At 54.4% G+C, this 12,480-nt stretch carries 11 protein-coding genes; 4 read left to right on the forward strand and 7 right to left on the reverse strand.

Annotated features, from left to right (window positions below; translation table 11 throughout):
- Nucleotides 1-15: 15 nt before the first annotated feature.
- The 3 genes from istA to ATY02_RS21350 all read left to right on the forward strand — a co-directional run bounded on the left by istA (nucleotide 16) and on the right by ATY02_RS21350 (nucleotide 2,885).
- Entirely contained in the window at nucleotides 16-1,515 is a 1,500-nt protein-coding gene (gene istA, locus ATY02_RS21340) for an IS21-like element ISPpu27 family transposase (RefSeq protein WP_115284415.1), read from the forward strand.
- The gene (gene istB / locus ATY02_RS21345) at nucleotides 1,508-2,311 is read left to right on the forward strand and encodes an IS21-like element helper ATPase IstB (RefSeq protein ID WP_020300922.1); all 804 of its coding nucleotides are present in this window, start codon (nucleotides 1,508-1,510) and stop codon (nucleotides 2,309-2,311) included. Before istA ends, istB begins: the two co-directional genes overlap by 8 nt.
- A 262-nt stretch (nucleotides 2,312-2,573) precedes the next feature.
- Entirely contained in the window at nucleotides 2,574-2,885 is a 312-nt protein-coding gene (locus tag ATY02_RS21350; RefSeq protein ID WP_228022212.1) for a hypothetical protein, read from the forward strand.
- Nucleotides 2,886-3,040: 155 nt separating this feature from the next.
- On the opposite strand, the gene ATY02_RS21355 is transcribed toward ATY02_RS21350, so the two are convergent.
- Genes ATY02_RS21355 through ATY02_RS21370 form a run of 4 tightly spaced genes read right to left on the reverse strand, consistent with a single transcriptional unit; the run spans nucleotide 3,041 to nucleotide 7,892 of the window.
- A complete protein-coding gene (locus tag ATY02_RS21355) occupies nucleotides 3,041-4,090 on the reverse strand; it encodes a hypothetical protein (protein WP_068580287.1) in 1,050 nt (349 codons plus the stop codon).
- Nucleotides 4,090-5,634 carry a hypothetical protein gene (locus ATY02_RS21360; protein WP_068580289.1) on the reverse strand — a complete coding sequence of 515 codons (1,545 nt, stop codon included), beginning with the start codon at nucleotides 5,632-5,634 and terminating at the stop codon, nucleotides 4,090-4,092. The genes ATY02_RS21355 and ATY02_RS21360 overlap by 1 nt, the downstream gene beginning before the upstream one ends.
- Nucleotides 5,635-6,444 carry a hypothetical protein gene (locus ATY02_RS21365; RefSeq protein WP_043049579.1) on the reverse strand — a complete coding sequence of 270 codons (810 nt, stop codon included), beginning with the start codon at nucleotides 6,442-6,444 and terminating at the stop codon, nucleotides 5,635-5,637. It abuts the gene before it with no gap.
- An 11-nt stretch (nucleotides 6,445-6,455) separates the two neighbouring features.
- Nucleotides 6,456-7,892: a hypothetical protein gene (locus tag ATY02_RS21370; protein ID WP_068580291.1), complete on the reverse strand. Its 1,437-nt coding sequence runs from the start codon at nucleotides 7,890-7,892 to the stop codon at nucleotides 6,456-6,458.
- A 943-nt stretch (nucleotides 7,893-8,835) separates the two neighbouring features.
- On the opposite strand from ATY02_RS21370, the gene ATY02_RS21375 reads away from it, so the two are divergent.
- The gene (locus ATY02_RS21375) at nucleotides 8,836-10,290 is read left to right on the forward strand and encodes a tyrosine-type recombinase/integrase (RefSeq protein WP_020300765.1); all 1,455 of its coding nucleotides are present in this window, start codon (nucleotides 8,836-8,838) and stop codon (nucleotides 10,288-10,290) included.
- 205 nt (nucleotides 10,291-10,495) lie between these two features.
- On the opposite strand, the gene ATY02_RS21380 is transcribed toward ATY02_RS21375, so the two are convergent.
- The 3 genes from ATY02_RS21380 to ATY02_RS36180 are packed head-to-tail and all read right to left on the reverse strand — an operon-like array spanning nucleotide 10,496 to nucleotide 12,439.
- Nucleotides 10,496-11,698 (reverse strand): MFS transporter, encoded by a 1,203-nt coding sequence (locus ATY02_RS21380; RefSeq protein ID WP_020300766.1) that lies wholly within the window; start codon nucleotides 11,696-11,698, stop codon nucleotides 10,496-10,498.
- A complete protein-coding gene (locus ATY02_RS36175) occupies nucleotides 11,698-12,177 on the reverse strand; it encodes an alpha/beta hydrolase (RefSeq protein ID WP_020300767.1) in 480 nt (159 codons plus the stop codon). Before ATY02_RS36175 ends, ATY02_RS21380 begins: the two co-directional genes overlap by 1 nt.
- The gene (locus tag ATY02_RS36180) at nucleotides 12,110-12,439 is read right to left on the reverse strand and encodes an alpha/beta fold hydrolase (RefSeq protein ID WP_228022213.1); all 330 of its coding nucleotides are present in this window, start codon (nucleotides 12,437-12,439) and stop codon (nucleotides 12,110-12,112) included. The genes ATY02_RS36175 and ATY02_RS36180 overlap by 68 nt, the downstream gene beginning before the upstream one ends.
- Nucleotides 12,440-12,480: the final 41 nt, after the last annotated feature.

Consider the following 12,480-nt stretch of genomic DNA (forward strand, 5'->3'; position numbering starts at 1 on the left):
CACAGGGTGATCAGCATGGAAATGTTGGGAAAAATCCGGCGGATGTACTTCCGCGACAAGCTCTCGCTGCATCAGATAGCCAAGCGTACCGGACTGTCGAGAAACACCATTCGAAAATGGGTCAGAGCACCCGAAGCCACCCAGCCGGCGTACCAACGGTGCGCAACCTTCAACAAACTCAGTCCATTTCACGAGACGCTGGAGCAGGCGCTCAAGGCCGATTCGTTTCGGGCAAAGCACAACCGCAGGAGTGCCAAAGCACTCTTCGAACAGATCAAGGCCGAGGGGTACGACGGCGGCTACAGCCAACTCACCGCCTTTATACGCTCGTGGCGCGGCGAGCAAGGCAAGTCTTTACGAGCCTTTGTGCCGCTGACCTTTGCACTCGGGGAGGCCTTTCAATTCGACTGGAGCGAAGAAGGTCTGCTGATCGGCGGCCTGTTCCGACGCATCCAGGTCTCCCATATGAAGCTGTGCGCCAGTCGCGCATTTTGGTTGGTTGCGTATCCCAGCCAAGGCCACGAGATGTTGTTCGATGCCCATACCCGCTCGTTTGGCGCGTTAGGTGGGGTGCCGCGTCGCGGCATCTACGACAACATGAAGACCGCTGTCGACAAGGTCAACAAGGGTAAGGGCCGCACGGTCAATGCTCGGTTTGCCGTGATGTGTGCGCACTACCTGTTCGACCCGGACTTCTGCAACGTCGCTTCCGGCTGGGAAAAAGGCATCGTTGAAAAGAACGTCCAAGACAGCCGACGGCGCATCTGGCTCGATGCTCAAAACTGCATGTTCCACACCTTCGAGGAATTGAATGCCTGGCTCGGCCAACGCTGCCGTGCGCTCTGGGGCGAACTGCTGCACCCGCAGTACAACGGGCTGACCGTGGCGGACGTCCTGGAGCTGGAACGCGCTGAATTGATGCCGATGCCGACTGCCTTTGATGGCTACGTCGAGCGCACCGTACGGGTCTCCAGCACCTGCCTGATCAGCGTGGCGCGAAATCGCTATTCGGTGCCGTGTGAGCGGGTCGGCCAGTGGGTCAGCAGCCGTTTGTATCCTTCCCGGGTGGTGGTCATCGCCGATGAAACGACGATTGCCAGCCACGAGCGTCTGTTTGATCGAGATCAGGTCAGTTTTGACTGGCAGCATTACATCCCGCTTATCGAGCGCAAGCCTGGAGCGCTGCGCAATGGCGCTCCGTTTGCTGATCTGCCGAAGCCGTTGCAGCTGCTAAAACGCGGTCTGAGGCGTCACGCCAATGGTGATCGAGTCATGACGCAGGTACTGGCGGCTGTTCCCATCGCCGGGCTCGACGCCATATTGGTGGCTGTGGAGTTGGTACTTGAATCAGGCAGCTTGAGTGCTGAGCACATCCTGAATGTCCTGGCTCGACTGACATCGACAGCAGCCCCTCCGTCCGCCGAAACCAGCCTTCAACTCAAGATAGCGCCTGTCGCCAATACGGCACGCTACGACCGGCTCCGTACCACCGATGAGGAGACTCGCAATGCGTGATCTTATGGCGGAACTCAAAGAACTGCGTCTGCATGGCATGGCCAGCGCCTGGGAAGAACTAGCCTCGCAAGGAGAAGCTTCGACGGCATCCTCGAAATGGCTACTTGAGCATCTTCTCCAACAAGAACATGCGGATCGAGCGGTGCGCTCAGTGAACCACCAGATGAACATGGCCAAACTCCCCATGCATCGTGATTTGGCCGGCTTCGACTTCAGCGCTTCCAGCGCAGATGCCCGCCTGATCAGGGATCTGTCCAACCTGGAGTTCACCGATACCGCGCAGAATGTCGTGTTCATCGGCGGGCCTGGAACAGGCAAAACACACCTCGCCACCGCCTTGGCTGTGTCCGGGATCACGACGCATCACAAACGCGTGCGCTTCTACTCCACGGTGGATCTGGTCAATCTGCTGGAACGCGAAAAGTACGACGGCAAGACGGGCCGCATCGCTCAAGGGCTGCTACGAACAGACCTGGTGATACTCGATGAACTGGGGTATTTGCCCTTCAGCCAGAGCGGTGGTGCCCTGTTATTTCACCTGCTGTCCAAGCTGTACGAGCACACCAGCGTGGTGATCACCACCAACCTCAGCTTCTCGGAATGGTCGAGCGTGTTTGGTGACGCCAAGATGACAACGGCGTTGCTGGATCGGCTGACACACCACTGCCACATCGTCGAAACGGGCAACGAGTCCTACCGCCTGCAACACAGCAGCTTGGTCGCCCAGACGAAGATCATGTCACGTGAACGAAAGCGCAAAGACAATGATGGTGCCGAGGACGATGAGCTGTTTTGATCCGCACCAAAAATACCCTGCCGCATGCCCACATGCGGTGGGGGCTTAATGCCTCTTCCACCGGGACACGACTGCTAAGCTTATCCACAATTGCTGATGCCAAAATCAGCAATCCGCCCTGGGTCAATTTTCAATCGGCAGGGTGGGTCAGTTTTCAATCAGCGCCGACACTCAAGAGCTTCTCGACGAGGCTCGAAAGACATTTGTTTCGCTGGGACTTGGTAAGCGCTACATAGTTGAGTCGGGCGGTAAGTGTTATCTGATGAGCTGGCTAGGTGATCATGCCAACGATGCACTGCGCTTGTTACTCAATCATGTCGGCCTTTCTTGTGATAACGCAGGCCTTACCATTGAGGTTGACGCCGACATCGGTCGAACCCAAATGGCACTGAAGGAAGTCGGAAGCCTGGATGCTGCTGATCTAGATTCGATACTTTCGGAGGTGGAAAACATGCTGCGCGAAAAGTGGGATTGGGCACTGCCGCAATCCTTGCTGATGAAGTCGTTTGCTTCCATATCGCTCGATATCTCGACCGCAATTCTTTTTGCACAGAGTCATTCTCTGGAAAAATAAGTGGAAGAAACCGCACTGCATTGCGCCGACGCGACTACGCGCGAACACGCTGACGTCCCGCCACTGGGCTGGTGATGAGTGATCATTACCAGCCTAGCCTTGCGTAATTCTGAGCCTGTTAACACGGCTCAGAAACCGCATGTCGACGACAAGACCTAACGTCGAACTTCAACCTTGTAGAACAAATTTTCTATCATCAGGCGGCGCCGATCGGACATCACTGCCCCTTGAATTTGACTCGCCAGTCGCACATAGAATTTACACTCTCGTTGATTGGCTAAATCAGAGATGGAGCGTGCCGCCTGAAGAAAGTCCTCATACGTGCGAGTGGTGTTTGCCATCAGAGCGGAGAAATTCGGGAGCGCTTCAGCATCTGCCTGTCGTGTTGGCGGCCAGGCCGGTTCAAAGCTCAGTGAGTCCTCCTTCAAGTACACCGTGAGGAACATTTCTGCTTTGCCGGCTTCGTTCGCCCAGCAAGGCGGCAGATCGCCTCCCTTGCCCTTGTTCAGCTTGTTTTGTAGAAACTGAACCTGCCCTTTCAGGTCACTGTTGGTTTTCTGCAACGTCGTCGGATTTGCACCTTGTTTCTCGGCTTGGGCATAAGCTTCAGCGTTCTTCACAATGTCTGAAATCTGCTCCAAAGTCGGAACGCCTTCTTGCCCTAACGCGGTCTTCAACAATTGCTCAGTTGCCTTGAGAGCACCTATGCGTTTGATGACGTCCGTGGGTTGTGCGTCCTTTTCCTGGTCAGGATCGACCACGAGTTTTTTGAGCTGGTCATAGGACATCATTGTTTCAAGGATAAGGCGCTTGGCATCTTCACCCTTGTTTTTGCTACCAGCCTCCTGCAAAGCCTTATCGATAGAGGCTAGCGCAGTAAGCTGTTCATCTTTCTGAGTGAGTAGCACCTTGAGGCGGCCGGCCTCTTCTTTTGCCTTGGAGGCATCGATGAGCTTCGAAATGATCTCGTCTGGATTTTTCACCTTAAGAGAAACCATTCGCGCCTTGAGCTCATCACTCGCAAGCTTGATAGCTTGTTCACGCTCATCGATATTTTGATAGGCGGAAATTTTGTTCGCCATCTCCGTATTCTTATGCGTGAGCTGCCAAACTTTGTACCCCATCAGCAAAAGAAGAATGAAACACAAAATGATCCAGATTTCGGTAAGTGACAGCTGAAACACCTGATCATTTTTAGAACTCATCAGGCAGTTCTCACATCCGACGCAGGCACATGGTCGAGGGCCTGCGTCGCGTTGGCAATTGACTCGAGTGATGGTCCGAAAGCTTCTTCGCTGGCCGCTAACAAACGTGTTTCAGGATTGCTGATGAGATCAATCTTGCCCATCAGCTCATCCAGCAATCTGGCATTCGCCGCCTCGATGCCGCGGTTGCTCGATTCAACGCTGGCAGCCAGCGCCTTATGCACATCACTGCTGGCCACGACCGCCTCCACCAACGGCATCAACGTCAAGCGTAAATTGTCCGCGAAGACCTCGTTACTCTTAACACCGGAATCGCTGACGGCATTTAGTGCGCCCGTTACTTCCTGAGTTAAACGCTCCACTGTGGTTTCGTCACTCACAACAGTGCGTAATTCTTCAAGCTTTTCGACAATTTTCGCGAATACCTGCTGGTTAGCTTTCATGTCCTCCATGAAATCCTCTCGTTGATCTTCCAACGCATCCAGATAGCTTTTTTGAATTTGTTCCACTCGACCCATGACGTCACTGCCCTGTGACTTCATCGATTGCGCCAAGCGTTCTTGGCTTTCCACGATAGAACTAACCGCGGCGACTGCCTGCCCGATCGTTTCAGTTTTGGTGTTCAAACTACGGATCGCAGTGCCCACCATCCGAGCGGCAGCCTTGACGTCCAATGCCAATGTAGAGACCCCTTCGTTCAGGGTGTCGGTGGTTCCGGATAGCGTATCAATAGCGGGGTTAAGTTTTTGAGCGAACAGGTTATCCGGGAACAGAGTCTGATCGAGCCGCTCCTGTGCTTTTTTACCGAAGTCGAGTGCATGCGATTCCATGCGATCGAGTGTCTGAGAGCTTTTCTCAGAAAGCCCGTTGATGGTGGTCAGTAAATCCGTACTGGCGTCATTGGCTTGTTTAAGGATGCGTTCGAAAGCTTCATTGCTTTGACGGGTAGCGCTGGCGAAAAACGCATCCATAGCATTGGTGCTGTGCTGAGAGATCGTGGTGATTTGCTCATGGACGCTCTGCACTGCTTCCTTGGAAGCAGCCATAACTTGATCCCTGAACACCTCCAGCTGCTGGCTGGCAGCGTCAAAAGCCATGGTCAGGTTTTCAGCCGACTGAACAGCACGCTCCTCAACGCTCCTGACCGCGTCGTTTGTATCAACTTTGAAGCCTGTATGTAGCACCCTGGCTAGCATGCCTATGGCTGTGCTCACCATCGCGGCGCCAAACCGAACGGCCATTCCATTGAGATTCTCACCAATGGAGTTAATGTCGAGCAGACAGATGATGATGCTGCCGACAGTGAATAAGAACCCGAGGTAGTACACCGAGTCCGCAAATTTCGCGAGGGTGAGCTGGACGTTCCACTTCTCCCGTACGCGGTAACCTACAAACCAATAACAACACATCACGAGCAATGGAAGCACAAAGCCGAGCCAGAAAGGCTCGTTGAGTAGGAGGCTGGTTACGGCCAAAGTAGCCTTGAGTATTACCGCCGCAATGAAGTAGGTTTGCACCCGGCGCACGTGCTTGTTGAAGTCCAATTACAGCCCCTCCATTGCAGTAATTCCCTCAACCGAAGCCCCGTTGGCCTCGAAATATTGAGCCCAGAAATTGCCAAGCTCGTTGGTTTGTGGCGTTTTCTGCTCGTTTGCCAGCAAATTGATGGTCACGGTGGCTCCGTTTAAGCCTGGCGCTTGGGCGTTGCGACCATAAGGAGACTTGGCAAACTCTGCATAATTGTGTCGTTTATTTTTGTACATTGAGAAATCAGGCATGTTGGCCAACATGTCCGAGTAGATGACAAGCTTGCGGTCACCTTTTACGTTGGCATGATCGAACCCGTTGATGCCTACCAGTTGAAGCATCTGAAAAATGGGTGACAGCTTGCTGTGTTCGTCGAGTGGGATATGGCGCACAACGGCATCGAGCGGCTTGGCGAACTTTTCATTGAAATCCCTATCAACAAACTTCTTGGTCGCCGTGAGTTGACTGCGATCGCCCCACTGACCAGGGTTGCAGCGTTCGAAGATAGGCTTTTCGTTTTGCTCAAATTTTTCCCCGAGCAAAAACACAGAAAGCAGGTGCCCTTCAGGCACCTCGTTCACCACCATCGTCTTGAGCCGCTGGGACAAAGCAGCCTTCTGGGTGAAAGGGAACGGCGAGGTGTTATCAATTAACACGACATATTGGCCTTTAGGGCCGTTACTGGGGCAAAGGGTCTCCTTGTCCAGGGTTTCGTGGTTCATTTTGTAATAGCCAATCCCGCCGAGCACCAAGGCGACTGCAACGCCAATCACGCCGCCCCAAACCCATTTCCCGGTGTTACTTTCACGCTTGGCATAAACCGACATCAAAAATCCCCTTATACCAAATCCTGGAGCGGCTGAAGCTGGTTGTATTGCTGATTGAACGAGGATTGGACTCTTGCCCGGATCGGCTCAACTTCAGCGACCAATTCACGCAGAAGCTGCTCCTGTGCATCCAGTCGCAACTCATCCTTTTGAACACTGAAATCCGGCATGTCCAGGGGGCCAAATGTCACTGGATGGTCGAAATAATCAGGTGGTTGAACATCCGTAGGGCGCGCCATCATATTTTCGTTCTGGTAGTAGCGGGTTAGGCTCTGCAGCGTTTCATCGGCCATGACCAGCGTTTCGGATACCTGTTTTTTCACTATCGACTTCTGGTTCATATTGAACTTGAAAGCTTTGATCGCCTTTTCAGCTGCCTGCACGCCGCTATCGATTTTCAACAGCACTTCGGCCTTCTCGACTTCCAGCCTATCTCGCAAGCCTTCGATCAATTCGATATAGCGGCGGTGAGCCTCAGCATATTGACTCCATACCCCCGCATACCCCGGATAGCGATCCGTGAAGTTGTAGCCCTCCCAAACGCCGACACAGCCAAACACAATCGTCCCGAAGAACAGAATCAATGACTCGAAATCCTGAATGGGAAATATGCCTGTGCGAAGGCTTTGCCAGACCAGAGGGAAGGCGTTTTGACTTCCGCCTTCATCCACGGTCAGCACATAACGGAAATAGGAGATCAACACCCCCAATCCAATCATGACGGCTACTGCCAAAGCGAAAGAGACCCAGCCCCAAAACTGGCGTGTTCCCCTGACGTGGTTCTTGTTTCTGAAACCAAGCCCCGCGAGAAAACACGCAAGTACGTTGAAAAACGACAACATGAAGGCCATCGTAAAACCGCTGAGCAAACCACCCTCCAGTCCTGAGCCGAAGAACGTGGCATTTAGCGCGCCTTCTAGGACGCAACAGCCAAGCACGACCATCAGCTTGAAAAATTGGCTACCACCAGTGGGGCATTTTGCAGGGACGCTGGGCAGGCGGTTTTCGCTACGAAAATCGCTGAGGATCTGAAATTTTGTTTTTGTGTCAGCTGCGAAATCCTTCATACGCCCGTCTTCACGAGTAAGGTGATGATCGGACGTACGAACAAACTCGTTCCCTAACTCGATGGCGCGGTTCATATCCAGCGTAATGTCGATCGAGTCCAGGCGATTCTGAATTTGCTTAACACGCTGCTCGCCATACTTCACCGTTTGCTCTCGCATCCGGCCAAGCTCCGCACGGACGGCGTGCTCGGCAGCGGTTAATTGCGTATCGCCGCTCCTCGGGATGCCTTTCGCGCCGTGTTCTCTAGCGATTTTTTGAAGATCCAGCTTTTTCTTGAGCTTCTCAGGGTCAATCTTCGGGATGAGCGGTTCGCTATGCTCTGTTTCCTGGCTCGAAAAAAGGGAAGCAATAAAAGCAAAGAATCTTTTGAAAAAATGCATTGAAGACATCCATGCGCTTTGTTAATCAACGACTTATGACATTCATATGCGCAAGCGTGCTACGCAGCATGAATTGCCGTTTTTATCGTTCTGGAGGGTGAGTTCAGGAGGAATCGTCGTCCGTAACGTGCAGCCGTATCAAATAGCCATCAGGGCGGCGAAATGATGACTGCACCACTGCTCCATAGCAAGCAGGAACGAGTAGTTTGCGGACTAACGGCCGGGCTAATAGGCGGCTGCTAGTCAAAGCAAGAATTTTTACTCGGCTGGAGGCCCAACCAGGTTGGATCATCCGCGCAGTACTAGAAGGGTCCGAACTATTCGCCAAGCAGCCTCAACTTGTAGGCCGCTGCCACGCCTTTGAAGCTAGATTGTTCATGATGGACTATGACCTACGCAGTCTAGTCCCCCGACGGCTATACGATCCCAGAGCCGCCCAAGCCTAACTACCGGGTATGCAGGATGACCCGAGCGACCTGAGATAAACAAGCTGATGGTTGACCTGTATGTAGTTCTCAATCAGCAAAAAAAAATAACCTTAAACACTCAAAAACGTTAGGACCTGAAGAGAAAGACCAAACAGCATTGGTAAAGAGACCACGCGTGAGCGCCAAAGCCTGCGCCCGCCCACGCGGAAGCCGTGAGGATTCCACCCAGAGCCGGTGGTTTTGTGGGGGTAAAAATGGCAAAAAATAAAAAAGGGTCGCGAGATAAAATCTCGCAACCCCTTGAATTATATGGTCGGGACGGAGTGATTCGAACACTCGACCCCTAGCACCCCATCTCCTTTCTCATACTTTTTGAAAGCTTCCAAAATTTTACTCTGGATTTTTCTAAGCTAGTATTTACTTGAGCTCCAGCGGTGTTCTGCTCTACGAGAGTCCAGTAACGTCCACCAAGAGCCGACGTTTTTGTGGGGGTAAAAGTAGGGGGAACCCATTTTATGGCCAAAATCACCATCAAAGAACTCGAGTCGCTGACCGCCAATGATGCCGGCCGAATCCTCAGGGAGGACGGCAATCTGGCCGGTCGAATTTCCCTGCGTAAAGACGGCGTGTCGGTCAGTTTTTTCTATCGCTATCGGTGGGGCGACCAGAACAAAGAGTACGCCTGCGGGTCCTGGCCGCGCAAATCCCTGACGGACATCCGTAAAGCACGTAACCAGGCCCGTGCGCTCATCGATGAGCAGATCAATCCCAACGAACACAAGAAAACCGCTAAGGCACAGGCGCACGCCGTGGCTAACGTAGAGGCCGAACAGGAAAAGACGCGCAAGGTGCAAACACTGACCGTCCAGGATCTGGCCAAGGCGTGGCTGTTGGATGGTGTTGCACGCAAAGACGGTAACGCCGAGTTGCAACGACGCTTTAACAAGGACCTATACCCGGCACTCGGCAAGACAGCGGTGAACAATGTTTCCGAACACGATGTTCGAGCGCTGATCCGCACCGTGCTCAACCGCGGCGCTTACCGGCAAGCGATCAGCTTCTTCGCCGACCTTACCCAGATGTTTAGCTGGGCCAGAAAGCGCCAACCTTGGCGGACCTTATTGATCGAGGGTGATCCAACTGAGCTGGTCGACATCTCCCCCTTGATCCCTGCCGACTACGAACCGGAAAGAAGCCGCATCCTTTCGCCGGCTGAGCTGTTGGAACTGCACAACCGCTTCCAGCAAATGACCGCCGATTACAACGCTCTCCCCGCAGGCCAAAAATACGACGGCATTCGACCACTGAAGAAGGAAACCCAACTCGCGCTTTGGATCAGCCTGGGCACCCTGTGCCGGATTGGCGAGTTGCTCCAGGCCGAATGGAAAAATGTCGATCTGGACCAGCAGACGTGGTTCCTCCCCAGTGAAAACGTCAAAGGCACTCGCGGCAAGAAACAGGACCACCATGTATTCCTCTCCCCCTTCGCCCTGCATTTCTTTCAGGAACTGAAGACCCTAACGGGACATTCCCAATGGTGCTTCCCGAACAAGCTGGATGATGGGCATGTGGACGTAAAAGTGGTGAGTAAACAGGTCGGCGATCGCCAGGCGCGGTTCAAAAACCGCAAGGCCCTCTCCAGGCGGCGTCATGACGATACGCTGGTCCTTGCCAACGGCCAGAACGGTGACTGGACACCGCATGACCTGCGCCGAACGGGAGCGACCATGATGCAGGCCTTGAGTGTCAGCCTGGACGTCATCGATCGCTGTCAAAACCATGTGCTGGCCGGCTCTCGGGTGAGACGCCACTACCTGCATCACGACTATGCCGAAGAGAAGAAACGCGCCTGGAATCTGTTGGGCGATCGACTCAGCGCCGTATTGTCCTCAACCTACGAGCACCCAGCGATCGAGTCGATGATGTCCTTTCCAGACTACGCAGCCGCAGAGACTCTGCCGTCCTCATAAGTCGAATTCTTATAACGCTGAACTCCTTGTAGTTATGTATATATCGCTGAGAGCTCGGTTCGGGTCGATTCCGACCCGACATGACACGCAGCAATCGGCCAATAGCGGTATAGCTGGTTCTGTTATTTTCCCGCTGACAGATCGTCGGAGAGCTTACTTGCACGTCAGTTATGTGAAACAGAGGTATGCTATTAAACAACTAACACTAATCGCGTATACGGCCCTTCCGCCATAGGCAGAGCACTACCAGAAACCCGCCCATCGACATCAGTGCTGCACAGAGAAATATCGCAGCAAAACCAAAACCTGACGCAACCAGGCCCATCACCGGACCGGCCATCCCCACTGCAATATCGAAGAATAATGAAAGGGCACTGAGCGCCGAGTTACGGTTCACGGCCGGAGTGCTGGCCAATGTCTCCACCCCAAGCCCCGGGTAGACCCATGACACCCCTATGCCGGTCAGCGCGCCGCCGGCAATTGCCAGCGCAGGCGAAGGCGCGAGCCATATCAGCAGCATGCCCAACGTCTGCACAAGCAGGCAGCCGCCCACCACTTTGTACCCTCTGAATCGCTGCAGTATTCCCGGCGACGACAATCGGGCAACGATGAAGCCTGCGCCGAAACCACTTAAGCAATAAGCGGCGTGGTCCCAGCCGAGACTATCGAAATACAGTGCGACGAAGGCCGTAAGCCCGCCAAATCCTACCGAGCTGCAAACCAGGACCAGGCCGTTGGGCATGACCGCGAACAGGACTCGATAAAAAGCCAGCCGGGCGCCTGCAACCAATGGCGCTGGGCGCTTGCCCAGAGCCAAAAGCAGGAACGCCAAGCCAAGCAACACGGTGCACAGTCCCACACTGGCGATACCCATCGAATTGCGCAGCAGCACACCCAGTGGCGCGCCAACAGCCGTGCCGCCGTAAGCCGCTATTCCGTTCCACGACATGACCTGTGCCGCCCGAGGGGCACCACATAACCCGATGGCCCAGGTGCAGCAGGGCGTGGAGATCATGGCCGTGGACGCCCCCAACACCAGCCTCCCCAGCAGTAATAGCGTCAGGGTCAACCAGGGTTGGGTGGGCAGGATAATGGCGAGCGCCGTCAGGGCGCCGCTCAACATCAAGCCACTGAACCCGCACACAACCGCGTATTTGGCACCCAGGCGATCAGCCACGCCACCGGCCAAGGGGCGGGCCAGGAGCGTCGCCAGGTACTGCGAGCTGATCACCACACCCGCGAAAACCGAGGTCAGGCCCAGGTCATTGAGGACGTAGCCCGGCAACACCGCGAGCGGCAAGCCACTGCACACGTACGAGACAAAGTTGAATACGATGATGGACAGGATCAACCCGTTGCGTTGATTTGCCGTGCCGTCGCTCCGGCTTAAAACACCGATATTGCCCATCACTCATGCCGCTCTATACCCCGTACGACATCCGCCAGCAGCTGGGGGTGTGATACGAACGGCTCGTGCGCCGTATCGATTTCGATCACCACGCCAGCACCGGCACGTTGCGCAAAACGGCGCTGCCAGTCGATGGGCAAAATGTTGTCGCGCAGGGTGATGATGTAAGTCGCCGGGATCGATCCTTGATACCCCTCACGACTGATGGAGTCTGTCGCCACACAGAGTGGCGTCGTGTCCTGACTCACTTCGCTTAACAACCAACTCAGGGTTTGCTCACTCAAGTCCTGACCGAACATGGCCACGGCCAGCGCTTGAGGAGTTGTTTGCACTGGGTCCAGCGGCCAACCGACATGTTCCGGGCTTTCGCCATGCAGCGTAGTGCCAAGCAACTCCAGAATCGATTGGCCTTCACTGGGCAATGCGCAGGCCAGGTAAACCAGCTGCGAATATAGTTGCGGAGCGGCCACCACCATCATTGGCAGCACGCCCCCCCGCGATGGAATGCCCAAGCAACACGGCCTGGTTCACGCCGAGTGCATGCAGGTCTTCATTAAGTTCGTTGACCACGTCGTCTAGCCGCAGGGACGCAACATCCCGACCGCGCTTCTTGCCGCACCCTGGCATATCCAGAGTGATCACGCGGTCGAAGCATCCGGGTTGCTGGTTTAACGCTTCCACAAAGTGTTCCCAACACCAGGACCCATGGTTTCCGCCATGCAGCAATACCAAATCAGTCATGCGTACGCTCCTGACAGTGGGTTCCTGTTGTTCCTGCCTTG

Origin of the sequence: Pseudomonas sp. BIOMIG1BAC, from assembly GCF_001705995.2 — a bacterium.
Taxonomy (GTDB): Bacteria; Pseudomonadota; Gammaproteobacteria; order Pseudomonadales; family Pseudomonadaceae; genus Aquipseudomonas; species Aquipseudomonas sessilinigenes.

Bases quoted from the DNA above. Each gene is read 5' to 3' on its own strand.
- ATY02_RS36180 (WP_228022213.1), bottom strand. From the start codon at position 12,439: ATGACTGATTTGGTATTGCTGCATGGCGGAAACCATGGGTCCTGGTGT.
- ATY02_RS21375 (WP_020300765.1), top strand. From the start codon at position 8,836: ATGGCCAAAATCACCATCAAAGAACTCGAGTCGCTGACCGCCAATGAT.
- ATY02_RS21355 (WP_068580287.1), bottom strand. From the start codon at position 4,090: ATGAGTTCTAAAAATGATCAGGTGTTTCAGCTGTCACTTACCGAAATC.
- ATY02_RS21350 (WP_228022212.1), top strand. From the start codon at position 2,574: ATGAGCTGGCTAGGTGATCATGCCAACGATGCACTGCGCTTGTTACTC.
- istB (WP_020300922.1), top strand. From the start codon at position 1,508: ATGCGTGATCTTATGGCGGAACTCAAAGAACTGCGTCTGCATGGCATG.
- ATY02_RS21380 (WP_020300766.1), bottom strand. From the start codon at position 11,698: ATGGGCAATATCGGTGTTTTAAGCCGGAGCGACGGCACGGCAAATCAA.
- ATY02_RS36175 (WP_020300767.1), bottom strand. From the start codon at position 12,177: ATGATGGTGGTGGCCGCTCCGCAACTATATTCGCAGCTGGTTTACCTG.
- ATY02_RS21370 (WP_068580291.1), bottom strand. From the start codon at position 7,892: ATGCATTTTTTCAAAAGATTCTTTGCTTTTATTGCTTCCCTTTTTTCG.
- ATY02_RS21365 (WP_043049579.1), bottom strand. From the start codon at position 6,444: ATGTCGGTTTATGCCAAGCGTGAAAGTAACACCGGGAAATGGGTTTGG.
- istA (WP_115284415.1), top strand. From the start codon at position 16: ATGGAAATGTTGGGAAAAATCCGGCGGATGTACTTCCGCGACAAGCTC.